Raw genomic sequence first — 25878 nt, 5'->3', positions numbered from 1 at the left:
TGCATCTATGTTTGCATCCATGGTGCTACGGTGACTCCATGCCCGACACCCAGCCCCCCGCCCGGATCCCGGCCGCGGACCGCGCCTACGAGCTCACCAAGGACCTCATCCTCGGCGGCGGCCTGCCCGGCGGCACGCTGATCAGCGAGGGCGAGATCGCCGAACGCACCGCGCTCAGCCGCACCCCGGTCCGGGAGGCGTTCCTGCGGCTCCAGGCCGAGGGCCTGCTCCAGCTCTTCCCCAAGCGCGGCGCCGTGGTGGTGCCGGTCGGCCCCGGCGAGGCCGAGGACGTGCTGGAACTGCGCGAGGCGCTGGAGAGCACCGCGGCCCGCCGGATCGGCCGCCTCGGCGACGCCGAACTCGCCGAGCTGGTGCGCGGACTGACCGGGCTGATCGACCTCCAGCGCGAGCCCGCCCGACGGGCCGACGTCGGCGCCTTCGCCGAGGCGGACGAGGCCTTCCACCGGGGCATCGTCACCGCGGCCGGCAACGCGCTCGCCGAACGGTTCTACGAGACGCTGCGCGACCGCCAGCGCCGGATGACCGTCCAGCTGCTGCGACCGCGACCCGAACGGCTGGCCGGGCTGGTCGACGAGCACACCGCCCTGGTCGAGCGGATCGCGGCCCGGGACCCGGAGGGCTTCGCCGGGGCGCTGCGCGCCCACCTGGACGCCCACCGCTGACGTCCGCTTCCTCGCACCGCCCCGACGGACCGCCGGGACCACCGCATCCGACAAGGAGCAGCACCACCATGAGCACCACCCGGCCGTCCGCCGGTCCCGTCCGGTCCGTCACCCCCGCCCGGCCCTCCGGCCGCCGCCGGTCCTGGCCGGTGGTGGCCCTCGCCATGCTCTGCTGCGGCTGGGGCGGCAACCAGTTCACCCCGCTGCTGCTGATGTACCGCCACCTCGGCGGCTACTCCGAGGTCACTGTCGACGCCTTCCTGGGGGCGTACGTCCTCGGGCTGGTCCCCGGACTGCTGGTCGGCGGCGCGGCCTCGGACCGCTACGGCCGGCGCCCGCTGATGACCGGCGCGGTGGTGGCCTCGCTCGCCGCCAGCGCGGTGCTGTGCGGTGGCGCGGCCGGTGAACTCCCCATCTACGCCGGGCGGTTCCTCAGCGGCATAGCCGTCGGCATCGCGATGGCGGTCGGCACCAGCTGGGTCAAGGAGCTCTCCCAGGCCCCGCACGACCCGGCCGCCGACCCCGGTGCGGGCGCCCGCCGCGCCTCGCTCGCCCTGACCCTCGGCTTCGGCCTCGGCGCGGGCGTGGCCGGGGTGCTCGCCCAGTGGGGCCCGTGGCCGATGGTGACCCCCTACCTCGCCCATCTGCTGGTCACCGTGCCCGTGCTCTTCCTGCTGCCGGGGGCGGTGGAGACCCGGCGCCGCACCGATGCGGTGCGGAGCCTGTGGGCGGACCTCAAGGTCCCGGCGGCCGGGCACCGCCGCTTCCTGCGGGTGGTGCTGCCGATGGCCCCCTGGGTGTTCGGCTCGGCGGGCGTCGCGTACGCCGTCACCCCGCAGCTGGTCGGCGACCGGCTCGGCCACTGGTCACTGGCCTACGCGACCCTGCTGACCGTCCTCACCCTGGGCACCGGCGCGCTGGTCCAGCCCCTCGCCAAGCGTCTGGACTCGCTCTCCTCCGCCCGCGGCATCATCGCCGCGATGGTCCTGATGGCCTGCGGCCTGGCCGTCTGCGCCGCCGACGCCGCCGTCCGCTCGCCCCTGCTCGGGCTCGGCGGCGCCGTCCTGCTCGGCGCGGCCTACGGCATCGGCGTGGTCTCCGGCCTGCTGGAGATCCAGCGCCTGGTGGGCGCCGACGACCTGGCCGGTCTCACCGGCGTCTACTACGCCCTCTGCTACGCCGGCTTCCTGCTGCCCGCGCTGCTCGCCGCGCTCTCCTCCCTCGCCTCCTACACCGTGATGCTCTCGGCCCTCACCGCCCTGGCCCTCATCAGCCTCACCGTGATCACTCTCTCCTCCCGCCACCGCGTCCCGGCGACGGACCCGGTCATGACGCGGAGCCTGAACGGCTAGAACCGGTCGAAACCGGTCATTCGGTACAGCGACCGGCTGGGGTAGGGCAGAATCTCGGGGCGGGAAGGAGACGCGTTGTGAGCACGGCACCCCGGCGCCCCGATGACTACAGCACCGTCAGTGACCCGGAGCGGGCGTTGAAGTACGCGATCCGGCACGTCGCGGGCGACCGCACCGAGATCATCGAGGGAGTCATCACCCCCATGTCGCCGTCCTGGGCGGACGAAGCTGCCGCCGAGGTCGTCCGCCGCCGGCTCGGCCCCCGGCTGGACCAGCTCGACCTGGTGTCCGGCTCCGGCAGCCTCGACCTGCCCGGCAGCGAGAACTGGTACGTCCCGGACCTGGCCGTCGTGCCCGCCGACCTCGCCGCGAAGACCGAGGGAGCCCTGCTCCCCGATCAGACCCTCCTGATCGTCGAGGTCGGCTCGCCCTCCAATGCGGAGACCGACCGCGTCGTCAAGTGCCGCCGGTACGGCCAGTACGGTGCCCCGCTCCACCTGCTCGTCGACCGGCAGAACCGCACCTGCACGCTGTACAGCGAGCCGACCCGCCTCGGCTACGCCGAGGAGAGCGGTCCGCACCCGTTCGGCGTGCCGGTCCACCTGCCGGCACCCTTCGACCTCGCCCTCGATACCACGCGCCTGTAGCCGCCCGCGCGAACGGTTCCGCCCCGCCCGCGCTTCGGGCGGGGCGGAACCGTTTTCGGTCGTGCCGACGGGCGAGCGCCTGGTCGCGGTGGTCGGACGGGACATAGCAGCAGGTGATCAAGGAAATTGGTCGGTGCAGACATAAAAAGGTAACTCCCGAGAATACTCTCAGTAAATTTCCAGCTAAGTCGAATACCATCCCCTGCAACGCGACGAGCCCCGTCCGCCGCAGCTGAGCGGTGGGGGAGGAAACCGGCGCTATCGGATGTCCAGGTAAAAAATTCGGTCTTATGCCCAATGTGGCGATAAGGCCACCAGCCCCCCCTTGGAGTTTTCCGTGTCCGACCGCCCGGTCCGTCTCGCCGCCGCGATGCGCCCGCTCGCCGCCCTGGCGCGTCGGCACTGGCCCTCCACGGGCGAGGGTGCCGGACGGGCTCCGGCGTCGGATCCGGTGCAGGCTCCGGCGCAGGGCGGCGCGGAAGCCGGGGCGGAGGAACCGCCGCCGGTGGCCGAGCGGCTGGCGCTGGCGCGGTCCGCCCGGGAGGCGGAGCTGGCCACCACCCTCACCGGCCTGGCCCGCTGCGGCGGTCTGCTGGCCGAGCCGCACCGCGCGCTGCTGCCCGGGCAGCGTCGGGACGGCAACCTCGCCGAGGTGGCCGGGGCGCTCGGCGCGGCCGGGATCGACCACGGCCTGGTGCCCGACCGGCTGCCGCGGCACCGGCTGGCGACAGCCCCCGGCGACCGGCCGGCGGTGCTGGCCGCGTTGTCCGCCGCATTCGCCGGACAGGCCGTGTACGCCGACCTACTGGAGCACGGCAGGACGCTCGGCACCGTCCTGGCCGAGCAACTGCCCACTGCCGTGGAGCTGTTGGAGGCGGCGGCCGCGCAACTCCCGGCCGCCGAGGAGCCGGAGCAGGGGCAGGGGCAGGGGCAGGAACAGGGGCGCGAGTCGGACCTGGAGCAGGAGCCGGCGCCGGTCGAGGCCGGTCCGGTCTGGCCCCCGGACCGGGTCAAGGGCGTGCGGATCTACCGACCCGCCGCGATCGGCGACCTGCTGTACGGCCCCGACACCGGGTGCGACGTCGAGTTCTGGGACGCCGCCGACTCCTCGCCGGGCGCGGTCGCCTCGATCGACGAGACCCCGTTGGGCTGGTGGGTGCCCTCGCTGGCGGCGACCGGCACCACGACCGTCGCCGGGCGGCCCTACCCGGTGGTCGACGTCTTCGCCGCCGACCTGCCGGACCGGGTCACCTTCCCGGTCGACGCCGTGATCACCTGGGTCGACGACACCGACCCCGCCTGGCAGCAGCGCCGGGCCGCCGCCCGGGAGCGGCTCACCGGCACGACGGAGACGGACGGCAGCACGGCCGACGGCCTGGAGGGCGACGCCGACCTGCGCTTCCGCAACCGTGACGAACTGCGGTACTGCCTGCGCTCGTTGGCCGCCCACGCGCCCTGGATCCGGCACGTCCACCTGGTCACCGACGACCAGGTGCCGCAGTGGCTCGCCACTGACCACCCCGGGCTGACCGTCGTCCCGCACCGCGAGCTGTTCGCCGGCACCGGTGCCGGCCCGGTGTTCAACTCCCATGCCATCGAGAGCCGACTGCACCTGATCCCCGGCCTCGCCGAGCACTTCCTCTACCTGAACGACGACTTCTTCCTCGGCCGCCCGCTCACCCCCGAGGACTTCTTCCTCGGCAACGGCCTGCCGCGCTACTTCCCTGACAGCCGGATCATCCCGCCCGGCCTGCCGGGCCCCGAGGACGACGTCTACGTCGCCGCGATGAAGAACACCCGTGCCACCCTGGCCGACGCCGTCGGCAAGACCTACCCCCGCACCCTCAAGCACGCCCCGCACTCGCTGCGCCGCAGCATCCTGGCGGAGAGCGCGGAACGCTTCGCGGCGGAGCTGCACGGGACGGTCCGGTCGACCTTCCGGTCCGCCGGCGACCTCGCGCCGGTCACCCTGGCCGTCCACTACGCCCACGCCACCGCCCGCTGCGTGGAGGGGCACATCCAGGACGGCTACTTCGCCACCGACAGTGCCGAGGACCTGGTCCGGCTGGCGGAACTGCGGGACGAGCGCTGGGCCGACTGCTTCTGCCTCGCGGACGGCGAGCTCCTCCCCGGTCCGGCGCAGGAATCGGCCGTCACCGAGTTCCTGCGCTCCTACTTCCCGGTGCCGTCCCCGTTCGAGGCGAAGGCCTGAGCGGGGTCGGCCCGGCCGCCGGCTCGTCCTTCGCGCGGGCTCAGACCTCGGCGCCGGCCTTCGAACGGGCCTTCGCCGGAAGGCCGTTGGCGAGGTCCTCGGCCAGCAGCCGCCAGGCGATGGCGTCGGCCGCGGTGCGCAGCTGGGGGCTGCGGGGGCGGCCGGCGTCCGCGTCCAGGCGGGCGTTGAGCCAGTCGGACCAGGCGCGGCCGAGGGCGCGGACCTCGTGGCGGCCGGTCTCGGTGGGGGCGAGGCCGTCGCCGTCGCGGGTGAGGTAGCCCTCGGCGGCCATCCGGTCGAAGACCGGTCCCAGCACCTCGGGCGGCAGCTTCTTGCGGGTGGCGATGAGGTCGAGGGAGGCGTGGCCGACGGCCTCGGTGTGCCGGGCCACCTCCATCAGGGCCCAGGCGCCGGCCAGGTCGACCCGGGTGTCGGCGTTGCCGACGATGGTCCGTACGGTGTCCAGGTCCACGCCGCGCACGATCTTGCAGACGGCGTACTCCAGGTGGGGGTCGGAGTCGCTGGTGGTGGGCTGGGCGAAGCCCTCGCCCATGTCGGTGGAGCCGGCCCGGGTGGTGTCGCGCAGCGGCACCTGCTTGAGGAACAGCGCGACCAGGAAGCCGACCACGGCCACCGGGATGGTCCACAGGTAGACGGTGTGCAGGGCGTCCGAGTAGGACTGGATGATCGGCGCGGCCTGGTCGGCGGGCAGCCGGTGCAGGCCCTGCGGGCTCTCGGCGGCGTGCGCCAGCACCGCCGGGTCGGCGCCGGTGAGCCGGGCCGAGGCGGCTACGCCCTTGGCGAGTTCGGTCTTCAGGCCGTTGGCGTAGATGGTGCCGAAGACGGCGGTGCCGAAGGAACTGCCGATGGTGCGGAAGAAGGTCACCCCGGAGGTGGCGGTGCCGAGGTCGGCGTAGTCGACGGTGTTCTGCACGGCGATGGTCAGCACCTGCATGCTCAGCCCGATGCCGACGCCGAGCACGAACATGTAGAGCGAGGCCAGCGCGGTGCCGGTGCCGGGTTCGAGCCGGGAGAGCAGGTACAGGCCGAGGGCCATCACCAGGGTGCCGGCGATCGGGAACACCCGGTACGTGCCGGTCTTGCTGACCACGTTGCCGCTGGCGATGGAGGCGATCAGCAGGCCGATCACCATCGGCAGCATCCGCACGCCGGACACGGTGGCCGAGTCGCCGTCCACGTACTGCAGGAAGGTCGGCAGGAAGGTCAGCGCGCCGAGCATCGCGAAGCCGACGATGAAGCTGAGCACCGAGCAGACCGCGAACACCGGGTTGCGGAACAGCCGCATCGGCAGCATCGGTTCGACCGCCCGGGTCTCCACCCAGCAGAACAGCCCGAGTGCCAGCGCGCCGCCGACGAACAGCGCGATGATCACCCCGGAGCCCCAGGCGTACTGGTTGCCGCCCCAACTGGTCGCCAGGATCAGGGCGCTGGCGCCGACCGAGACCAGGGCGATGCCCAGGTAGTCGATCACCGGCCGCACCGCCGAGCGCACCGCGGGGATGGTCCGGGCCGCCGCGAGCACCACCACGACGGCGATCGGGACGTTCACGTAGAACGCCCAGCGCCAGGACAGGTGGTCGGTGAACAGCCCGCCCAGCAGCGGTCCGATGACGGTGGCCAGGCCGAACACCGCGCCGATCGCGCCCTGGTACTTGCCGCGTTCGCGCAGCGGGATGACGTCCGCGATCAGCGCCATGGCCGTCACCATCAGCCCGCCCGCGCCGATGCCCTGCACCGCCCGCCAGGCGATCAGCAGGGTCATGTTGGTGGACAGGCCGCACAGGAACGAGCCGCCGACGAAGACGACCGCCGAGAGCTGGAAGATCATCTTGCGCCCGTACAGGTCGCCGAACTTGCCGGCCAGCACGGTGGCCACCGTCTCGGCCAGCAGATAGGCGGTCACCACCCAGGACATGTGGGCGGCGCCGCCGAGGTCCGAGACGATGGTGGGCAGCGCGGTGCCGACGATGGTCTGGTCGAGGGCGGCCAGCAGCATGCCGAGCACGATGGTGGCGAAGACGACGTTCCGCTGCCGTACGTCGAGCACCGGCGGGGCGGAGGGCTGGGTCTCGGGGGCGACAGTCATGCCGCCAGCCTCGGGGCCGGGCGGGCCGGTCGCGATCCGGTTCGTCCGTTCGAGTGAGCGGGGCGGATGGTGGGGCCCGGGTGGCGGCCCGTTGCGGGGCGGGCGAGGATGAGCCGCAGCAGAGCCAGGACCAGTCCCCGGACACCGGGAAGAGGCTCCCATGACCTCCCCAGCCGCCCACGACCGCGACGCGGCGCACCCGCACGTACAGCCGCCCGGCACCCCCGCCGTGCCCAGCACCCCCGCCGTGCCCACCACCCCTGCCGTGCCCACCACCCCCGCCACAGGCGGCGCCTCCGCCGCGTCCGGCGGGCGGGCCGAGGCGCGCCGCTGGCGGGCGCTGGCGGTCTGTCTGGTCGCCGGGTTCATGACCCTGCTGGACGTCAGCATCGTGAACGTCGCCCTGCCGACCGTCCGGGCCGGACTGCACATGTCGGACAGCGGCCTGCAGTGGGTGCTCAGCGGTTACGCGCTCGCCTTCGGCCTGGTGCTGGTGCCCTCCGGGCGGCTCGGCGACGCCCGCAGCCGGCGGGCCGTGTTCCTCACCGGGCTCGCCCTGTTCACCGCGGCCAGCGCGCTGGCCGGGGCGGCGCAGAACCAGGAGTGGCTGGTGCTGGCCCGGCTGTTCCAGGGCGCCGCGGGCGGGGTGCTGGTGCCGCAGGTGTCCGGCTTCATCCAGATCCTGTTCCAGGGCGCCGAACGCGGCCGGGCGTTCGGCGCGCTCGGCGCGACCATCGGGCTGTCCACCGCCGTCGGGCCGCTGCTGGGCGGCCTGTTGATCCACCTGTTCGGCCCGCAGGACGGCTGGCGCTGGGTGTTCCTGGTCAACCTGCCGATCGGCGTGGCCGCCCTGCCGGTGGCCTACCGGCTGCTCCCGCCGCCCCGCCCGGCCGCCGACCGGGCCGGGCACCGGGACTTCGACCCGGTCGGGGTGGTGCTGCTCGGCGCGGGGACGGTCGCCCTGCTGCTGCCCTTCGTCCAGGAGCAGCAGTGGCACGGCGCGGCCCGCTGGCTGCTGCTGCCGCTGGCGGCGGTGCTGCTGGCCGCCTTCGTGGCCTGGGAGCGGTACTACGCGCGGCGGCGCGAACCGCTGGTCAGCATGGCGCTGTTCGCGGTGCGCCCGTACGCGGCGGGGGTGCTGCTGTCGCTGGTGTACTTCGCCGGGTTCACCGCGATCTTCTTCATCTTCACGCTCTATCTCCAGGCCGGCCAGCACTACTCGGCGCTGACGGCCGGCCTGGCGATCACTCCGTTCGCGGTCGGCTCCGGCGTGGCGGCCGCGGTGGGCGGACGGCTGGTCAGCCGGTTCGGACGGCGGCTGGTGGTGCTCGGGCTGCTGCTGGTGCTGCTGGGCCTGCTGGCCTCGGCGCTGGCGGTGCAGCTGTGGTCGGGGCCCTCGGTGGGCTGGACCACGCTCGGCCCGCTGCTGGTCGCCGGGGTGGGCAGCGGGCTGGTGATCGCCCCGAACCAGACGCTCACCCTCCAGCACGTCCCGATCGCCCGGGCGGGCAGCGCGGGCGGCGTCCTGCAGACCGCCCAGCGGGTCGGCTCGGCGGTCGGCATCGCGGTGGTCGGCTCGGTCTTCTTCGCCCGGGCGACCGGCCCCCACCCCGACTGGGCGCTCGCCTTCCAACTGGGCGTCACGGTGGCGGCGGGGCTGGTGCTGGTGGCCCTGCTGGTGGCACTCGCCGACGAGTGGGCCGGCCGGCGGCAGCGGACCGCCCGAGTCCGCTGACCGTACGGCGGGTTCAGTGGTCGCGGCGCTGGATCACCACCGTCGCCAGGACCACCGAGGCGAGCGCCCATGCCGCGTAAGTGGTCCAGGAGCCGGCGACCGTGGCCGGGTACTCGGTGGGCCGCATCCCCGCCAGGGTGGTGCGGGCCAGGCGCTGCCAGGCCGCGAAGGGCAGGGCGTGCAGCAGGTCGGCGCTCCAGCGGTAGCGCTCGGTGACGAGGGACGGCAGGAAGAACAGCACCACCACGGTGCCCACCACCGCCCCCGCGCTGTGCCGCAGCAGCGTGCCGAGGCAGAGCCCGACCAGCCCGCACACCGGGGCGAACAGCGCGGCCGCCGCCACGTACCGCAGCGCCGTCGGGTCGGTGATGGACTGCCCGATGCCCCGGTCGGCCAGCACCGCCTGGGTGAGGCCGAAGGACCCGCCCGCACTGACGATCCCGAAGCCGGTCAGCACCGCGGTCAGCACGGCCGCCTTGGCGAGCAGCACCGCCCGGCGGTCCGGGACGGCGGCCAGCGTGGTGCGGATCAGGCCGGTGCCGTACTCGCCCGCGATGACGATGGCGCCGAGGCTGCCGGCCAGCAGCATCAGGATGTCGGCGGAGGCGGTGTCGAAGGAGCCGTTCAGCGCGACCTGCTTCATCACCACCGGATCGCCCTCGCCGGGCAGGTAGTGGTCGTGGGTGTACTGGGCGGTCCTGAGGTTGGCGGCGAGGACGGCCAGCGCACCGAGGGCGAGCACCCAGGGGATCGAGCGCAGCGACCAGAACTTCAGCCACTCGGCGGCGAGCAGGTCACCGAAGCGGGCACGGCGTACAGGGGTCCGGGCGTTCATCGGGGCTCTCCGGCGAGGTACTCGACGCTGTCGGCGGTCAGTTGCATGAAGGCCTCCTCCAGGGAGGCGCCGCGCTCGGTCAGTCCGTACAGCAACAGGCGCTGCTCCAGGGCGAGTTCGCCGATCCGGCCGGGGTCGAGACCGGTCACGTCCAGGCTCCCGTCCGGCCCCGGGCGGACGGTGGCGCCGGCGGCGCGCAGCACGGCGGTCAGCCGCTCGGGTTCGGCGGCGCGGACGGCGACACCCGTCCGTCCGGCCCGGGCGGCGAACTCGCCGAGGCTCTCGTCGGCGATCAGCCGGCCGCGGCCGATCACGATCAGCCGGTCGGCGGTGTGCTCCATCTCGGCCATCATGTGGCTGGAGACGAAGACCGTCCGGCCCTCCGCCGCGAGCCGGCGGAACAGTCCGCGCACCCAGAGCACGCCCTCCGGGTCGAGCCCGTTCAGCGGTTCGTCGAAGAGCAGTACGGGCGGGTCGCCGAGGAGGGCGCCGGCGATGCCGAGGCGCTGCTTCATGCCCAGCGAGTAGCCGCCGATCCGCCGCCCGGCGGCGTCGGCGAGGCCGACCTCGGCGAGCACCTCGTCCACCCGGCGGCGCGGGATGGCGTTGCCGAGGGCGAGGGCCCGCAGGTGGGCGCCGCCGGTGCGGCCGCCGTGCACGTCGCCGGCGTCGAGCAGGGCACCGACCTCGCGCAGGCCGCGCGGCAGACCGCGGAAGTCCCGTCCGTCCACGGTGGCGGCGCCGGAGGTGGGGGCGTTCAGGCCCAGCACCATCCGCAGGGTGGTGGACTTGCCGGCGCCGTTGGGGCCGAGGAAGCCGGTCACATGGCCGGGGCGGACGGTGAAGTCGAGGCGGTCGACCACCGTCCGGCGGCCGTAGCGCTTGGTCAGTTCATTGACTTCGATCATGGCCACCACGGTGCCGGAGCGGCCCGGCCCGCCGCATCGGACCGCCGTCGACACCGCAGGTCGGCTCGGGTCGTACAACCTGGGGTGGATGCCCGGGCCCGCGGGCCGTCACTACGATCTCGATCATGCCCGCGACACCGAGAGCCCCGCTGTTCCGGCGCGTCCCGCCCGAGGCCTGGGTTGCCCTCGCCTGGTGCGTCGCCGTCGCCTACCCCGCCGTACTGCTCGGCGGCACCGCCCGGCTGCACCAGGGCGCCGCCCTGCACGGCGGCCTGGCCTTCACCCTGGGCGACACCGCGATCGCCTTCGTCGGAGCGGCGCTGGTCCGGCGGCTGCCGGTGCTCTCGGTCGCCCTGCTGCTGTTCGCCACCTGGATGGAGACCGACGGCTTCTCGGCGAAGACCCAAGTCCCGCCGGGCGCGCTGCTCGCCGTGGACGTCGCGCTGTTCCTGATCACCGCCCGCTGCCCGCGCCGCAGTTCGCGCGCCGCCTTCGGGCTGGCGGCGCTGTTCCTGGTGCTGCACATCGGCCTGGTGCGCGGCAACACGGTCGGCATCTTCACCGGCACCCACATCGGCGAGGCCGACGGCGCCGCGCTGCTCGCCCTGGTCGCCTGGCTGGCCGGGCGCTCGGTGCGGCAGAACCGGGAGCACGCCGAGACGCTGAGCAGCCGGGCCGCCGTCGAGGCGGTCACCGCCGAACGGCTGCGGATCGCCCGGGAGATGCACGACACGGTCGCCCACAGCATCGGCATCGTCGCCCTCCAGGCCGGCGCGGCCCGCCGGGTGATCCACCGCCGACCGGAGCGGGCCGAACAGGCGCTCGGCGAGATCGAGACCGCCGGACGGGAGACCCTGGCCGCGCTGCGCCGGATGCTGGTCGCGCTGCGCCAGGCCGACGGCGAGGTGTCGGACACCGTCCCGGCGGGCCTGGCCGACCTCGACCGGCTGGCCGGGGCGACCACCGCGGCGGGCGTCCGGGTCGAGGTGCGGCGCACCGGCGAACCGGGGCCGCTGCCACCGGAGATCGACCTCTCGGCGTTCCGGATCGTCCAGGAGTCGGTCACCAACGTGGTGCGGCACGCCGAGGTCCGCGACTGCCTGGTGACGGTGGACCGGACGGCGGGGGAGCTCTCGCTGGAGATCACCGACCGGGGCCGGGGCCGCGGCAGCACGCCCGGCACCGGCTTCGGCCTGGCCGGGCTGCGCGAGCGGGTCGCCCTGCTGCACGGGGAGTTCGAGGCCGGGCCGCGCCCGGACGGCGGGTTCCGGGTCGCCGCCCGGCTGCCGATCCCGGAGGGCGTCACCCCGGTCGCCCGCAAGGCGGTGACGGTGTGATCCGGGTGGTGCTGGCCGACGACCAGCCGCTGGTGCGGGCCGCCCTGGAGATGGTCATCGCCGAGACGGCGGACGTCGAGGTGGTCGGCGAGGCGGGCGACGGCGCCGAGGCTGTCCGGCTGGCCGCCGAACTGCGGCCGGACGTCGTGGTGATGGACATCCGGATGCCAGGCACCGACGGCATCGAGGCGACCCGGCGGGTGACCGCGGCCGGCGGACCGACCCGGGTGGTGGTGCTCACCACCTTCGACGAGGACGAGCACGTGTACGCGGCGCTGCGCGCCGGGGCGTCCGGCTTCCTGGTCAAGGACATGGCGCTGGACGACATCCTGGCCGCGGTCCGGGTGGTCGCTGCGGGGGAGGCGCTGATCGCGCCGAGCGTCACCCGTCGGCTGATCGGCGCGTTCGCGGCGCAGCGACCGAGCAGTCCGGCACCGCCGGCCGACCGGCTCGACGTGATCACCGACCGGGAGCGGGAGATCCTCACCCTGGTCGGCCGGGGCCTGTCCAACCCCGAGATCGCCGCCGAACTGGTGCTCAGCATCGCCACCGTGAAGACCTACATGACCCGGCTGCTCGCCAAGCTGGACGCCCGCGACCGGGTCCAACTGGTCATCCTGGCCTATGAGACGGGCCTGGTCGCCGTCCCCGGCTGAGCCGGCCCCCGCCGGTCAGTGCTTGACCGCCACGCCCGCGTACATCGCGATGTCCTGGTCGCGGATCACCGGGGCGTCGGCGTCCGGCCGCCAGTGGTGGACCAGGGCGACGCCCGGGTCGAGCAGTTCGTAGCCGTCGAAGAAGGCCTCGGTCTCGGCCTTGTCGCGGATCTGCAGCGGGATGCCGCGGGCGTTGTACTCCCGGCCGACGCCGCCCACGCCGACCGGGTCGGTGTCGCCGGTGAACACGGTGAGGGCGAGGAAGCTGCCCGGCGCCAGCGCGTCCATGAAGCGGCGCACGATGCCCTGCGGGTCGTCCTCGTCCAGCACGAAGTGCACGATGGCGATCAGTGACAGCGCCACCGGCCGGGTGAGGTCGAGCACCTCGCGCAGCCGGGGGTCGCCGATGATGGACTCCGGGTCGCGGAAGTCGGCGTCCACGTAGCAGGTGCGGCCGACCGCCGTGCCGGACATCAGGGCGCGGGCGTGGGTCAGCACGATCGGGTCGTTGTCCACGTACGCGACCCGGGCCTCGGGGGCGATCGCCTGGGCGATCTCGTGCACATTGGGCGAGGTGGGGATGCCGGTGCCGATGTCCAGGAACTGCCGCACCCCGTACTCCCGGGTGAGGTGGCGCACCGCCCGCTGCATGAAGTCGCGGGTGGTGCGCATGGAGACCGGCAGGGCCGGCCAGGCCCGCACCGAGGCGTGCGCGGCGGTGCGGTCCGCCTCGAAGTTGGTCTTGCCGCCGATGAGGTAGTCGTAGACCCGCGCGGAGTGCGGTACGTCCATCCGCAGGTCGACCGACGGGTGGTCCTGGTTCGTCATCGCGCGTTCCCCGTTGCTGTCGGCATCCGTCGCCGGCCGTCAGGGCGGCCGGCCTCGGTGCGCATGGTAACGGTTCACCGGTACGACGAACTGACGAAAGCTCAGGTTTGTGGCGCCTCTGCCCCCCGCACCCCGATCGCCCCGGACTGCCGGGGGACCGCACCCCGCCCGCGCCGTCCGGCCGCCGCCTCCACCGCCGCACCGATCCAGGCCGCGCCGAAGGCCCAGGTGGCGACCCACTCGCACAGGTACATCGGCCGGATCGGCCAGTCCGCCCCGAAGCCGGAGAGCCCGCTGACCGCCGCCGCCAGCAGTGCGACCACGATCAGCACCCCCGCCGCCAGATAGGCCGTGGAGACCCGGGCGGGCTGCGCCGCGCGCGGATCGCGGAAGGAGAACAGGCAGAACAGTGCCAGCATGACGAACAGCAGTGAGGCGAAGACCAGGTGGAGCACCCCGACGGTGCGCTGCAGCCCGGTCGGATCCGACGGCACCGTCGGACACATCGCGACCCCGAGCGCGAACGCCCCGGCCGCCGTGCTCCACCGGTCGTCCCGCCGGTCGAAGCGGTAGCAGACCAGAAACACCCCGAGCGCGCACAGGGCGCCCACCAGGACGTTCCGGGTGCTGCCGTAGTACGCGGCGCTCATCGAGGCGGGCCAGAACCCTTCCGTGGAGCGGCCGGTGAGCTCCGCCGCCAGCCAGTTGCCCAGCGGCAGGGCCGGTGGCAGCAGCACGCCGATCGCCCCGACGCCGAGGCGCAGCAGGGTGATGGTCCGTTCGTCCTGAACGGTCTGGGTGCTCTGATCGGTCTGAGTGGTCTGATCGGCTTGAGTGGTCTGTGCTGAGTCGATGGTCCCCCGGTCACTCCGGTCGTCGGTCACGGACGCCTCCTCGCAGGTCGGCGCGCTGGTCGGTCGCCAACTGGTGTACCCGCCGGGGGAGATCGACCACCACCGGATCAGGTGGTTTTCCATGGTGCCGGGTTGACGCTACAGCGCGGCCTCCGCGCCGGGTTCGAGGACGAACTCGGCGTCGTCGGCGTCGTAGTCGTAGAGCTCGCCGTAGCGGCCCCAGTCGATGGCGGTCTCCAGCTGGCGGCGGGCGTCCTCGGAGTCGAAGCCCGCGCGCAGCAGGTCGAGGAAGAGGTCCTCGCGCAGCTTGTGGTTCTCGGTGGCGGCCAGCGCCTGGACGATGGCGCGCACCAGCGGCGCCCGGTGGGCGGCGTTGCGGGCGAACAGCTGCTTGCTGGTGAGGATGTCGGCGTCCGCGAACTCGCGGCCGGCCGCGGTGATGGCGAAGCGGCCCTCGGTGGTGCGGGCGAGGTCGAGCAGGACGGCGGCGTCGACCAGCGGGAGGAGGTCGTCGACCTCGAAGTTCAGCTCGTCGGCGATCTCGGCCAGGCCCTCCTCGCCGCCCATGGCGAGCAGGATCTCCAGCAGGCCGGCCAGTCCGCCGACGGTGGCGGGCGGCAGCGGGGTGGTGATCGGGGTGGCGGCCGGCCGGGCGGCGTGGTGCTCGGCGGGGGCGTGCTCCTCGCGGCCGGTGAGGATGCCGTAGACGGTGTCGACCAGGGCCTCGAACTGCGGGGTGCGGCGGTCGCGCGGGCGGGGCAGGTCGACGGTCAGCTCGGAGCGGATCCGGCCGGGGTTGGAGGAGAGCACCAGGATGCGGTCGGCCAGCAGCACCGCCTCCTCGATGTTGTGGGTGACGATCAGGATCGACTTGACCGGGGCCTCGTGCCCCTCCCAGAGGCCGACCAGTTCGTTGCGCAGGTTCTCGGCGGTCAGCACGTCGAGGGCGGAGAACGGCTCGTCCATGAACAGCGCGTCCGGTTCCACCACCAACGCCCGGGCGAAGCCGACCCGTTGCCGCATGCCGCCGGACAGCTCCTTGGGGTAGGCGCCCTCGAAGCCGTCCAGGCCGATCAGGTCGATCGCCCGGAGGGCCCGGTCACGCCGCTCCTCCTCGTCCACCCCGCGCGCCTGGAGGCTGAGTTCGACGTTCTGCTGGACGGTCAGCCAGGGCAGCAGGGCGAAGGACTGGAACACCATCGCGACCCCCGGGTTGGCCGCCCGCAGCGGGGTGCCGCGGTAGGTGACCGTGCCGGAGGAGGGCGAGATCAGCCCGGCCAGGCAGCGCAGCAGGGTGGACTTGCCGGAGCCGGACTTGCCGAGCAGGGCGACGATCTCGCCCTCGGCCAGGTCCAGGCTGATGTCGTCGAGCACCGGCAGCGCCCGGCCGTCCGGGGTGGTGAAGGTCTTGGTGACGTCGGCGGCCTCGACGATCGTGGTGCGGGTGGCGGCGGCGGTCATGGTGCTCCTCGGAGGACTGGAGGTCAGAGGGCGTAGCGGGTCTCGGCGAGCCGGTAGAGGCGGCGCCAGAGCAGCCGGTTGAGCGCGACCACGTAGACGCTCATCACGCTCACCCCGACCAGGATCCTCGGGAAGTCGCCGGTGCCGGTGGCGTCGGCGATGTAGGCGCCGAGCCCGGTGGCGGTGAGGTGGTGCGAGCCGTAGTCGACGACTTCGGCGACGATCGAGGCGTTCCAGGCGCCGCCGGCCGCGGTGATCCCGCCGGTGACGTAGTACGGGAAGATCGCCGGGAGGATGAACGCCCGCCAGCGCAGCCGCCCCCGGACCTGGAAGCCGGTCATCGCCTCGCGCAGGTCGCTGGGGATCGCGGAGGCGCCGGCGATCACGTTGAACAGGATGTACCACTGCGCGCCGAGCGCCATCAGCAGCACCGAGCCGATGTTCAGCGAGATCCCGAGGGCGACGAAGGCGGCGGTGGCGAAGGGGAACAGGAAGTTCGCCGGGAAGCTGGCCAGCACCTGCACCACCGGCTGGGCGAACCGGGTGACCTTGGGGTTCATCCCGATCCACACCCCGATCGGCACCCAGACCAGGGTGGCCAGCACCAGCAGCACCAGCACCCGCCCGAAGGTGGCCGCGCCGACCGCGAAGGCGTGGCCGAACTCGCCGAGGCCGACCGTGGTGTGCAGGTAGTCGAAGGCCCGCCAGGCGCCGTAGACCACCACGACGGCGACCGCCCCGGCGAAGAACACGTCCCCGGTGCGCTCCCGGGTGGCCGGGCGGGACAGCGGGTGCTCGGCCAGGCCGAAGACCCGGGTGGCCCGGTCCAGCGCCGGCCCGAGCGGCCGGAACGGGCGGCCGGCCAGCTCCGGCAGGCTGGAGCGGCGCAGCAGGTCGAGGACGACGCTGCGCGGCCGGTCGGCGGCCTCCGACTCCTCCACCCGGAACCGCTCGGACCAGGCCGTCATCGGCCGCCAGAACAGCACGTTGACGCCGATCACCATGATGATCATCACGCCGATCGCGATGCCGACCTGGTCCAGGTCGCCGTTGCCGATCGCGGTGGCCGCGTAGGAGCCGATGCCGGGCAGCGCGTAGTGGTGGTTGAGCACGCTGATCGACTCGGAGGCGGCGAGGAAGAACCAGGCCCCGCCGAAGCTCATCATCCCGTTCCAGACCAGCGGGATCATGCCGCTGGGCACGTCCAGCCGCCAGAACCGCTGCCACTTGGTCAGCCGCATCACCCGGGCCGCCTCGTCGAGTTCGACCGGCTGGCTGACCAGCGAGTAGTAGAACGCGAAGGTCATGTTCCAGGCCATCGAGGTGAAGATGGCGAAGATCGACGCGCACTCCAGGCCGAGGGTGGAGCCGGGGAAGAGGTTGATGAAGGCGGTGACGGTGATCGACAGGAAGCCCAGGATCGGCACCGACTGGAGGATGTCCAGGATCGGCAGCAGCACCTTCTCCGCCCGCCGCAGCCGGGCCGCGGCGGTCGAGTAGACGAAGGTGAACAGCACCGAGGCGATCAGGGCGACGAACATCCGCAGCAGCGAACGGACCGCGTAGAACGGCAGGTTCGACGGGTCGGTGGAGACGGTGGCGGGGGCCTGGTCGGGCAGGAAGGGCGCGTCCAGCGAGGGGGCCAGCCGCAGCAGTCCGTACAGTCCGGCGATCAGGGCGGCGGCGACCAGCAGGTCCACCCAGCGCAGCTCGGGGCGGCGCCACACGCCGCGCGAGGGGAAACCGCCGCCGGCCACCCGCACCACCGTCCGTCCGCTGTCCGCCGCTGCCCGCTGCCGTCCGGCGCTGCTCGGCGACCGGGTCCGGGCACCGGCCCGGCCGCGCACCAGCCTCGCCTCAGACGGCCGGGCCCGCCACCGGAGGGCTGCTCACGGGTGGCGGGCCCCAAGGGGCCGGGCGGGGTGCGGCGTCGCGAAGCCGCGTGCGGACGGGCTCAGTGCGCCGCGGTGTCGGCGGTGCGGGCGATCAGCGAGTTGAGCAGGGCGGCGCCGCGCTCGGCGTCGTCGACGCTGACCGTGAACTCCGTACCGCGCCTGGTGCGGACCACCAGGCACTCGCCCCGGCGCAGGAACACGGTGGTGCCCCGGCCGTTGATCCGGTAGCCCCAGCCGCCGGCCTGGCGGCCGCTCAGCCGCTCGACCCGGGCCGAGACCAGCTCGGTGGGGGCGAGGTGTCGGACGGGTCGGCCGAACGGGCCGAAGCCGACGTGCAGGCCGGTGTCGGTCACCCGGACCCGCACCGAGGAGCAGAGCAGCAGGACGACGGCGGCCAGGCCGTAGAGGACGACCGACGCCCAGTCGACGGAGTCGGTGCGCCCGCCCGCGGCGAGCAGCAGCCCGGCCGCGGAGAACAGCCCGAGGACGGCGGCGCCCAGCTGCATCCAGTGGTTGGCGGCCTGGGAGAGCCAGACCACCCGCTCGCCCGGCGCCGGGGCCGGCAGTCGCACCCCGGGCCGGGGGGTCTCGGTGGCGGCCGGTCGGGTCGCCAGCCAGGTCAGCACGCCCGCCACTCCGGCGGCGAGGATGATCAGGACCACCTCGACGCCCATCGGCGCGGCGTCCTGCCAGCGGGCCCGGTCCAGGTTGGCGCGCACGATGGAGGCCTGCGCCCCGGCCAGCAGCACCCCGGTGCCGGCCAGCACCGGGCCGGTGAAGCCGCGGGTCCGACCGGGCCGGAACCGGAGGCCGAGGGCGAGACCGGCCGCGACCAGCAGCCAGACGCCGGCCGGGAACAGTGCCGCCGCCGTCAGCGGCATCGAGCCGTCCGGCCGGCTCCCGCTCCAGTGGGTCGCCACCTGCTCCGGCAGCCGGTCGCGCGCGGTCAGCGGCAGGGCGACCAGCAGGGCCGCCACCCCGACGACCCAGACCGCCGTCGCCCACCGCGCTCCCCGGACAGGGCGCAGGCGCACCGGCCGGTCTGAGACGGGTTCTCCGGCGGTTTCCTCGTCCTTCACGACATCCCCCTGATCAGATCCACGAGATCGTTCCTGCTGTAGCCGGCCTGGGCCGCGTCGGCGACCAACTGCCGTACCCGGTCGACCAGTTCGGCGCGACTGCCGGCGTCGGTGGCGACCGTGATGCCACGGCCCCGGCGGAACTCCAGCACCCCTTCGTCGCGCAGGGCGCGTAGCCCGCGCAGGACGGTGTTGGTGTTCACGCCGAGGGCCCGGGAGAGCTCCCGGGCGGGCGGCAGCTTGTCGCCGGGGGCGCACTCGCCCTCCGCGACGGCCCGTCGGATCGCGCCCGCGACCTGCTCGTGCAGGGGGCGGGAGTCGCCAAGGTCCAGCTTCAGCAACATGGTGCTAGTGACGATAGCACCATTCAATCGTGGTGCCAGGGGTCGGCCTCGCAGTCGGCGCGGGCATTCGGCCCAGCTCATCGCCCCCTCCGGAGCTAATCCCCGCCCGCTCCTGGCGCGGCGTCAGTGCCGAACAGTTATTCATATGGCATGAAGATCAACCTTTGTGCCGCTCTCGGCGTCCCGCTGATGGTCGCCGCCGCCCTGACCCTGACCGCCGGCCCGGCCGCCGCCGCCACCGGAGACCTGGCCATCAACGGCACGACCCAGACCGACCCCGCCGGCTGCTACGCCCTGGACGACTCCGCCAGCATCATCGACAACCTCACCGACCGGGCGGCGGAGATCCACTCCGGCGCGGACTGCACCGGAGACGTCCTCGACGTCATCCAGGCCGGCGACGACAGCCGGGTCACCGAGGCGCAGAGCCTCTACATCCCCTGACCCGGCCGGAACGCCCGCCCGCCCCCGGGGCCGCGGCACCAGGGGCGGTCCGGGGCCGCGGCACCAGGGGCGGTCCGGGGCCCGCTGCCACCGGCGCGGGCGCCCGGGGCAGGGGCGGTCCGGCGGGGCGTCAGGAACGCCCGTCCTCGATCAGGCCGAACTCCCGCAGCAGCTCGCCGACTTCGGTCGCCTCCAGTCGGCTCAGCAGCCGCCTGCGCAGGAACTCCGGCCCGGGCAGGTCGAGTTCGGCGCCGTCCCGGAGCCGGGTGGTGGCGGCCAGCAGCTTGCGCACGTCGTAGGTGGAGCCGAACACCTCGGGCACGCCCCGCTCGACGCCCAGCAGCCGGTAGACCGCCTCCATACCGGTGCGCACCGAGTACTCGGTGGTGAAGACGCAGTCCCGGGTGGTCTCGGCGAACTGGCCGATGAAGGCGAAGTTGACCGCGCCCCCGGGCACCACGTCCGGCCGGTCGCCCGCGTGCCGGGGCAGGAAGAAGGACGTCACGTACGGCATCATCACCGGCACGCAGCGGGCGGCGGAGGCGGCCAGCTCGGGGATCTCCTCGACCGGCACGCCCAGGTGGTACAGCCACTCCCGGGTGATCTCCTCGCCGGTGCACTCCTGCATCGGCTTGTGCACGAAGTCGCCGGGACGGTCGACGAACAGCGAGTACAGCCAGACCACGACCTGGTCCGCGGGCTGCTGCTTGAAGTGCGGCTGACGGTTGACCGTCCAGCTCAGCAGCCAGGCCGAGTCCCGGGCGGTGACGATGCCCCCGGTGACCACGCCGCCGCCGAACGGGTCGCGCCCGGCGACCTTCCGGATGTACTGCGGGATGCGCGGGTCCAGCGTGGTGACCGTGGCGGACTCCCACTTGCTCCGGGCGATGTCGCCGCAGAACACCTCGGGCCGCCCGAAGGCCGGGTCCTTGGCGGCGATCCGACGCCACAGGTCCCAGGCCGGGGCCGGTCCCTCGTCCAGCCGGGCCGGGGTGTGCTGGTCACCGTTGTCCGAGTTCTCGGTCAGCGACCCGATGGTGGTGAACACCAGGTCGTCCACGCCGAGGTCCACCCCGCCGTCCCGCCCGGCCTCCCGCCAGTGGATCCGGGTGGCCTGCTTGCGCCCGGGGGAGTCGGGGGTGCCGGGGGACAGGTCGAAGTCGATGTCGGTGACCTCGACCTCGAAGCGGAACCGCACGCCCTGGTCCATCAGCCAGCGGGTCAGCGGCAGCACCAGCGACTCGTACTGGTTGTACTTGGTGAACTTCAGCGCCGACAGGTCCGGCAGCCCGCCGATGTGGTGGATGAAGCGGTGCAGGTAGAGCTTCATCTCCAGCGCGCCGTGCCACTCCTCGAAGGCGAACATGGTGCGCCAGTACAGCCAGAAGTTGCTGTCCAGGAAGTTCCGGGAGAAGACCTCGTCGATCCGCTTGCCCGCCACCTCCTCGCGGGTGGCGAGGAAGACCCGGACGATGTCCTTCTGCGCCTTGTCGTCGAGCGCGAACAGCCCGTCCGTCCCGGCGTCCCGGCCCCGGCGCTCGGTGACCCGCTGGAGCGAGAAGTTCGGGTCGTCCTTGTTCAGCCAGTAGAACTCGTCGAGGACGGAGGCGCCCTCGATCTCCAGCGAGGGCACCGAGCGGAAGAGGTCCCACAGGCACTCCATGTGGTCCTCCAGCTCGCGGCCGCCCCGGACCACGAAGCCCTTCGCCGGCTCCTTGATGCCGTCCAGCGCGCCGCCGGCCAGCTTCAGCCGCTCCAGCACGGTGATCCGCTCCCCGGGCACCTGGCCGTCCCGGACCAGGAACGCGGCCCCGGCGAGCGAGGCCAGCCCCGCCCCGACGAACCACGCCCGCTTGCGCTCCGCGCCCTCGGGCTTCCTCGGCCGGGCGAACGCCTCGTAGTTGCCGCTGCTGTAGTACAAAGCCCGCACTCCCTCGAAAGCCCGACACCGGACGGCCCGCCGGGCACGGCCGTCCCCGGTGGGCGTCTCCCATCCACCCATCCGGACCTGCTCCGCGCCCGTCGGCTGAGCCGGACGGGTGAGGGCGGGCCGCCGTGTATGGAGTGCGTACGGAACGCCGCCCGGGGCGTCAGGGAGGCGTCAACGACGCCCGGGGGAGCGGTCCGTCGGAGGTTGGGTGGAGCTCGACGGAAGACCGAACCACACGAGGACGGACCATGCACGGCAACGGGCGGCACCAGGACGGCACGGCACCCAGGGTGGTGGTCGGAGTCAGCGGGTCGCTGGGGAGCCTGGCGGCGCTGCACCGCGGCGTGGCCGAGGCCCGGGACCGCGGCGCCGAGCTCTGGCCGGTGCTCGCCTGGGAGCCCCCGGGCGGCGAGCACGGCTACCGGCGTTCGCCCTGCCCGCCGCTGCTCGCGGCCGCCCGGGACGCCGCCGAACGGCGTCTGGACGAGGCCCTGGAAGCGGCCTTCGGCGCGGACGGGCCGGGCGTGACCATGCAGCCGGTGGTGATCCGCGGCGACACCGGGCCCGCCCTGGTGCACGTCGCCGACCGGCCGGACGACCTGCTGGTGCTCGGCCGCAGCGGCGGCCTGCTGCACCGCCGGTTCCGGCGTTCGGTGTCGGCGCACTGCGCCCGCGCGGCCGGTTGCCCGGTGCTCACCGTCCCGGTGCCCGCCCTGCTGCACGACCTGCACGACCTGGAGGCGCTGCACCGCCGCGCCCGCTGGCACCTGCCGGTCCTGCCCGCCGCCGAGCTGCTCGCGGCGAAGGGCTGATCCCGACGAGCCGTCGACGCGGTCCGGGCCGTCCGCCCGCACCGCCCATGAACGGTCCGCTCCGGTGTGGAGCGGACCGCACCGAACCCCGCACGGACCCGGCCGGTACACCGGGGCCCGCGGTGACCGGTGGAAGACAGGTGAAGGGGCGCGCGGTCGTGTGCGCCGGTTCGGACAACGGGACTGTTCGTGGGGAGCGGTCCCGCCGCGTCCGCGCCGCGCGCCCCGGCCGGCGCCCCTGCCCGGTCGGGCGCGGCGTGGAGTCGGTCCTCGGCGGAGAGTTCGGCCGGGACACCGGCCGGTCGCGGGCGTGGTCGTCCGGACTCAGGCTCTGCCTGGTCACCCGCCGTTCCTGACGCGTTCTTGACGCGCAGATAAAACTAAAGAACAGGAAAAGTGCGAGTATTGTTCGCGTAAAGCCCGAAGCCTAAAGCCGCATCCGTGGGAGGGGCCGATGGAGACGACCGAGCAGGAGCACGAGCAGGAGCGCGGGCAGGAGCAGGGCGCGCGGCCGGACGCCGCCGCGGCGAAGGGCCTGGACCCGCTGCTGCACCCCACCCGGGAGGCGCTGCTCGCCCGCGGTGCGCGCCGGGCCCCGCGCTGGAAGCGGCTGCTGCAGCCGGGGGCGGCCGGGAGCCCGGCGTGGATCCGGTCGGAGGCGGACGCCCAGGCCGAGCGGCTCGGCCGTCGGACGCCCGGCACCGAGCACGTCCTGCTGGCCCTGCTGGCCGTCCGCGAAGTGGCGCTCCAGGAGCCGGAGTTGGCTCCGGAGGGGGTGGGTGGCGAACTGCTCGACGGCCTGGCTCTCGGGTACGCCCGGGTGTTCGCCGCGCTGGAGGCCGCGACGGTGACGCTGCCCGCCGACCCGCGCTCGGTCGAGGCCTACCTGACGGCCGCGGCGGCGGACGGGGGCACCGAGCCGCTGCTCCGGGCGTTGTTGGGGGAGGAGACCCGGGCCCGTCGCCTGGTCGAGGCGCTGAGCCGGTGAGCGCCGGGTCGATGGAGGAGGAAGGAGTCCCGATGCCCGTGACCCTCGCCGAGGAGCTGGTGCTGCTCTCGCTGGACGACGAGTCCGGTGCGTCGAAGGAGGGGACGAACACCGCCTGGGCGGCGGCGGGCGGCCTGCTGGCCGAACTCGTGCTGGCCGGGCGGGTCGAGGTGGCCGACGGCCGGCTCACGGTGACCGACCGCACCCCGATCGGGGACCCGCTGCTGGACGGCCGGTTGGAGCGCCTCGCCGAGTGGGCCGGCAAGCGGCGCCCCGGCCGGGCCAAGGCCGCCGACTGGCTGGCCAAGGACCGGTCCACGGTGGTGCGGGACGCCGAACAGCGGCTCTGCGAGCGCGGCCTGGTGCGCGAGGAGCGGCACCGGGTCCTCGGACTCTTCCCGGTCCGGCTCTACCCGGAGGCGGACGGCAGCGTGGAGCGGGCCCTGCGCGGCCGACTGGCCGCGGTCGTCCTGGACGGCGCCGATCCGGACCAGCGCACCGCCGTGCTGATCGCCCTGCTGCACTCCGCCCGGCTGCACCGGCCGGCCTTCTCCGCCCTGCCGCGCCAGCAGGCCAAGCAGGTCCGGGCGCGCTGCGCCGAGATCGCCGAGGGCGACTGGGCGGGTGAGTCGGTCCGCGAGGCGATCAGGAACATGCAGGCCACCATGGTCGCGGTGATCACCGCGGCGACCGCGGCGAGCACCGTCGCGGCGACCGGGTGAGGGCTCCGGGGCCCGTGCCCGGGCGGACGACCCGGCCCGGGCCCCGGAGAGCCGGTCAGCGGGTGGTGTAGCCGCCGTTGGCGAACAGCGTCTGTCCGGTGATCCACCCGCCCTCGGTGGCCAGGAAGGTCACGATCGGCGCGATGTCCTCGATCCGGGTCAGCCGGCCGCCCATCGCCTGGGACTTGTGGAAGGCGACCCGCTCCGGGGTCTCCTGGCCGTAGAAGAACGGGGTGTCCATCGGGCCCGGGGCGACGTTGTTGACCGAGATCCCGCGCCCGGCGAACTCCTTGGCCGCGGCCCGGGTGTAGTGCTCGACCGGGGCCTTGGCACCGGCGTAGGTCGAGTAGCCGTCGGTGAAGGCGGCCAGCAGCGACGTCAGCACGGTGATCACCCGGCCGCCGTCGGCGAGCTGCTTGCCCGCCTCGCGGATGAAGAAGTACGCGGCCTTGGCGTTCACCGCGTGCATCAGGTCGTACTCGGCCTCGGTGGTCTCGGTGATCGGCTTGCGCAGCACCATGCCGGCCGTGTTCACCGCGACGTCGATCCGGCCGAAGGTCTCCTTCGCGGTGGCGAAGACGCGCTCCACCTCGGCGACCACGGTCAGGTCGCCCTGGACGGCCACGGCCTCGCCGCCGGCCTCCTTGACCGCCGCCACGGTGGCCTCGGCGTCGGGCGCGGTCGCGTCCGAGTGGTAGTGCACGACGACCTCGGCGCCGTCCGCGCCCGCCGAGCGGCTGATCAGCCCGCCGAGGTTCTTCGCGCCCGCGCCGACCAGGACGACCTTGCCCGCCAGGGAGTGGTTGTTGCTCATGATCTACGGCTCCTTGCCGGAAGAGTGGAAGTGTTCGCCCGACCACTGTCCGGGGCGGGGGCCCTCCGGGGCTTGAACAATCCGACGGGCGCTGGAACGAACCGCTCACGATCCGCGGGCCGGGGCTCCGGGCGTTCGTCGTTCCGCACCCGGACGGACCACAATCGGCGGTATGGGAACAACCCCCGCACGCCCCGCATCCGCCCCCGAGCCCGGCAACGGTACCGACGCCGACACCGGCGCCACCTCCGCGATCAAGCCGCGCCTGGTCCGGCTCTCCGGCAGCGGTGCCGACCTGGAGGAGGGAGTGGTCGAGCGCGGCCTGGAGCGGGCCGGCGGCAGCGGCGAGGCGGCGGACGGCCCCACCCGGCACGTGGTGGTCGTCCACACCGGCCGCTCCGCCGACCTCAGCTGGAGCGCCGACGGGCGCCCCCGCCGGGAGCGGTTCCACCGCGGCCAGGCCCTGGTCAACCCGGCCGGCTGGGCCTCCCGCCCGCGCTGGGAGCAGGACGCCGAGCTGATGCTGGTCGCCCTCGAACCGGCCTGGCTGGAGAAGCTCGCCATCGAGGGCGACCGGCCCGGCCCGCTGGAGCTCGCCCCGCTCTACCACCTCACCGACCCGTTCCTGGGCATGCTGGTCGAGCGACTGGTCGCCGAGTACGAGGGCCCCGGGCCCGCCGACCCGCTCTACGCCCAGTCGATGCTCCAGGCCCTGGCCGCGCATCTGATCCGCACCGCCGCCACCGGCGGCCCCGGGCTGCCCGAGCGGGAGGGCGGGCTCACCCCGAAGCGGCTGAACCGGGTCGTCGACCACATGAACGGCTATCTGGACGGACGGCTGTCGCTGACCGAGCTGGCCGCCGTCGCGGGCGTCAGCCCCTCCCACTTCACCCGGGCGTTCCGCGCCTCCACCGGGCAGTCCCCGCACCAGTACCTGGTCCGGCTGCGGCTGGAGCGTGCCCGCCGCGTGCTGCTGACCACCGACACCCCGATCGCCGCCGTCGCCCAGCTGTGCGGCTTCGCCGACCAGAGCCACCTCACCCGCACCATGCGGGTGCACACCGGCCTCACCCCGGCGGGGCTGCGGGCCGGGCGGGAGCGTTAGGGCGTGTCTGACAATTCCCGCCGGGCGCGCGACGTCGGGGCACGCACCTCGCCGCGTTGTCGTCGGTCGCCGATGCTCCGCATGGACTCCCTCCTCCGCCTTGCGATGCACGCACCCCGACGCCGCGCGC

The 25878-nt window shown here is 73.8% G+C and carries 23 protein-coding genes; 12 read left to right on the top strand and 11 right to left on the bottom strand.

What is annotated here, in order from left to right; genetic code table 11:
• The first annotated feature begins 38 nt into the window (after positions 1–38).
• From ABTZ03_RS34330 to ABTZ03_RS34315, 4 genes are all read left to right on the top strand, one after another.
• Positions 39–683: a GntR family transcriptional regulator gene (locus ABTZ03_RS34330; RefSeq protein WP_350517076.1), complete on the top strand. Its 645-nt coding sequence runs from the start codon at positions 39–41 to the stop codon at positions 681–683.
• A 68-nt stretch (positions 684–751) separates the two neighbouring features.
• The gene (locus ABTZ03_RS34325; protein ID WP_350517075.1) at positions 752–2035 is read left to right on the top strand and encodes an MFS transporter; all 1284 of its coding nucleotides are present in this window, start codon (positions 752–754) and stop codon (positions 2033–2035) included.
• A gap of 77 nt (positions 2036–2112) precedes the next feature.
• Complete coding sequence (locus ABTZ03_RS34320; RefSeq protein ID WP_350517074.1) at positions 2113–2682, top strand: Uma2 family endonuclease; 570 nt, start codon at positions 2113–2115, stop codon at positions 2680–2682.
• A gap of 337 nt (positions 2683–3019) precedes the next feature.
• On the top strand, positions 3020–4894 hold the full coding sequence (locus ABTZ03_RS34315; protein WP_350517073.1) for a stealth family protein: 1875 nt from the start codon (positions 3020–3022) through the stop codon (positions 4892–4894).
• Positions 4895–4934: 40 nt separating this feature from the next.
• On the opposite strand, the gene ABTZ03_RS34310 is transcribed toward ABTZ03_RS34315, so the two are convergent.
• Positions 4935–7001: an MDR family MFS transporter gene (locus ABTZ03_RS34310; protein ID WP_350517072.1), complete on the bottom strand. Its 2067-nt coding sequence runs from the start codon at positions 6999–7001 to the stop codon at positions 4935–4937.
• 160 nt (positions 7002–7161) lie between these two features.
• On the opposite strand from ABTZ03_RS34310, the gene ABTZ03_RS34305 reads away from it, so the two are divergent.
• The gene (locus ABTZ03_RS34305; protein ID WP_350517071.1) at positions 7162–8736 is read left to right on the top strand and encodes an MFS transporter; all 1575 of its coding nucleotides are present in this window, start codon (positions 7162–7164) and stop codon (positions 8734–8736) included.
• Between the two features lie 13 nt (positions 8737–8749).
• Here ABTZ03_RS34305 and ABTZ03_RS34300 read toward each other — a convergent pair whose 3' ends face one another.
• Both ABTZ03_RS34300 and ABTZ03_RS34295 read right to left on the bottom strand, forming a co-directional pair.
• Positions 8750–9571: an ABC-2 transporter permease gene (locus ABTZ03_RS34300; protein ID WP_350517070.1), complete on the bottom strand. Its 822-nt coding sequence runs from the start codon at positions 9569–9571 to the stop codon at positions 8750–8752.
• Complete coding sequence (locus ABTZ03_RS34295; protein WP_350517069.1) at positions 9568–10479, bottom strand: ATP-binding cassette domain-containing protein; 912 nt, start codon at positions 10477–10479, stop codon at positions 9568–9570. Before ABTZ03_RS34295 ends, ABTZ03_RS34300 begins: the two co-directional genes overlap by 4 nt.
• Before the next feature lie 125 nt (positions 10480–10604).
• On the opposite strand from ABTZ03_RS34295, the gene ABTZ03_RS34290 reads away from it, so the two are divergent.
• Together ABTZ03_RS34290 and ABTZ03_RS34285 are read left to right on the top strand one after the other, a co-directional pair.
• On the top strand, positions 10605–11816 hold the full coding sequence (locus ABTZ03_RS34290; RefSeq protein WP_350517068.1) for a sensor histidine kinase: 1212 nt from the start codon (positions 10605–10607) through the stop codon (positions 11814–11816).
• Positions 11813–12472 carry a response regulator gene (locus tag ABTZ03_RS34285; protein ID WP_350517067.1) on the top strand — a complete coding sequence of 220 codons (660 nt, stop codon included), beginning with the start codon at positions 11813–11815 and terminating at the stop codon, positions 12470–12472. Before ABTZ03_RS34290 ends, ABTZ03_RS34285 begins: the two co-directional genes overlap by 4 nt.
• Before the next feature lie 15 nt (positions 12473–12487).
• On the opposite strand, the gene ABTZ03_RS34280 is transcribed toward ABTZ03_RS34285, so the two are convergent.
• The 6 genes from ABTZ03_RS34280 to ABTZ03_RS34255 form a co-directional block, all read right to left on the bottom strand.
• Positions 12488–13300, bottom strand: coding sequence for an SAM-dependent methyltransferase (locus tag ABTZ03_RS34280; protein ID WP_350517066.1), 813 nt, complete (start codon positions 13298–13300; stop codon positions 12488–12490).
• Between the two features lie 101 nt (positions 13301–13401).
• Positions 13402–14184: a hypothetical protein gene (locus ABTZ03_RS34275; RefSeq protein WP_350517065.1), complete on the bottom strand. Its 783-nt coding sequence runs from the start codon at positions 14182–14184 to the stop codon at positions 13402–13404.
• 108 nt (positions 14185–14292) lie between these two features.
• Positions 14293–15615: an ABC transporter ATP-binding protein gene (locus ABTZ03_RS34270; RefSeq protein ID WP_350517064.1), complete on the bottom strand. Its 1323-nt coding sequence runs from the start codon at positions 15613–15615 to the stop codon at positions 14293–14295.
• A gap of 23 nt (positions 15616–15638) precedes the next feature.
• The gene (locus ABTZ03_RS34265) at positions 15639–17372 is read right to left on the bottom strand and encodes an ABC transporter permease (protein WP_350517063.1); all 1734 of its coding nucleotides are present in this window, start codon (positions 17370–17372) and stop codon (positions 15639–15641) included.
• A 197-nt stretch (positions 17373–17569) separates the two neighbouring features.
• Positions 17570–18589: a DUF1648 domain-containing protein gene (locus ABTZ03_RS34260; protein ID WP_350517062.1), complete on the bottom strand. Its 1020-nt coding sequence runs from the start codon at positions 18587–18589 to the stop codon at positions 17570–17572.
• The gene (locus ABTZ03_RS34255) at positions 18586–18933 is read right to left on the bottom strand and encodes a GntR family transcriptional regulator (protein WP_350517061.1); all 348 of its coding nucleotides are present in this window, start codon (positions 18931–18933) and stop codon (positions 18586–18588) included. The genes ABTZ03_RS34260 and ABTZ03_RS34255 overlap by 4 nt, the downstream gene beginning before the upstream one ends.
• Positions 18934–19083: 150 nt before the next feature.
• Here ABTZ03_RS34255 and ABTZ03_RS34250 point away from each other — a divergent pair, with 150 nt between their 5' ends.
• Positions 19084–19377, top strand: coding sequence for a hypothetical protein (locus ABTZ03_RS34250; protein WP_350517060.1), 294 nt, complete (start codon positions 19084–19086; stop codon positions 19375–19377).
• Positions 19378–19507: 130 nt separating this feature from the next.
• On the opposite strand, the gene ABTZ03_RS34245 is transcribed toward ABTZ03_RS34250, so the two are convergent.
• On the bottom strand, positions 19508–21298 hold the full coding sequence (locus ABTZ03_RS34245) for an oleate hydratase (protein ID WP_350517059.1): 1791 nt from the start codon (positions 21296–21298) through the stop codon (positions 19508–19510).
• A 257-nt stretch (positions 21299–21555) separates the two neighbouring features.
• Here ABTZ03_RS34245 and ABTZ03_RS34240 point away from each other — a divergent pair, with 257 nt between their 5' ends.
• The 3 genes from ABTZ03_RS34240 to ABTZ03_RS34230 all read left to right on the top strand — a co-directional run bounded on the left by ABTZ03_RS34240 (position 21556) and on the right by ABTZ03_RS34230 (position 23829).
• Positions 21556–22119, top strand: a complete 564-nt coding sequence (locus ABTZ03_RS34240; protein ID WP_350517058.1) for a universal stress protein — start codon at positions 21556–21558, stop codon at positions 22117–22119.
• Between the two features lie 454 nt (positions 22120–22573).
• Complete coding sequence (locus tag ABTZ03_RS34235; RefSeq protein ID WP_350517057.1) at positions 22574–23107, top strand: hypothetical protein; 534 nt, start codon at positions 22574–22576, stop codon at positions 23105–23107.
• A gap of 32 nt (positions 23108–23139) precedes the next feature.
• Positions 23140–23829 carry a GOLPH3/VPS74 family protein gene (locus ABTZ03_RS34230; protein WP_350517056.1) on the top strand — a complete coding sequence of 230 codons (690 nt, stop codon included), beginning with the start codon at positions 23140–23142 and terminating at the stop codon, positions 23827–23829.
• A 55-nt stretch (positions 23830–23884) separates the two neighbouring features.
• Here ABTZ03_RS34230 and ABTZ03_RS34225 read toward each other — a convergent pair whose 3' ends face one another.
• Positions 23885–24643, bottom strand: a complete 759-nt coding sequence (locus ABTZ03_RS34225) for an SDR family oxidoreductase (RefSeq protein WP_350517055.1) — start codon at positions 24641–24643, stop codon at positions 23885–23887.
• A 172-nt stretch (positions 24644–24815) separates the two neighbouring features.
• Between ABTZ03_RS34225 and ABTZ03_RS34220 the strand changes: the two genes are divergently transcribed.
• Positions 24816–25748 carry an AraC family transcriptional regulator gene (locus ABTZ03_RS34220; protein ID WP_350517054.1) on the top strand — a complete coding sequence of 311 codons (933 nt, stop codon included), beginning with the start codon at positions 24816–24818 and terminating at the stop codon, positions 25746–25748.
• The last annotated feature ends 130 nt before the right edge of the window (positions 25749–25878 follow it).

The organism is Kitasatospora sp. NPDC096077 (assembly GCF_040303245.1).
In the GTDB taxonomy this organism is placed as follows: Bacteria; Actinomycetota; Actinomycetes; order Streptomycetales; family Streptomycetaceae; genus Kitasatospora.
The sequence above is the reverse complement of the archived record's forward strand: the minus strand, read 5'-3'. Positions and strand labels throughout refer to the sequence as shown.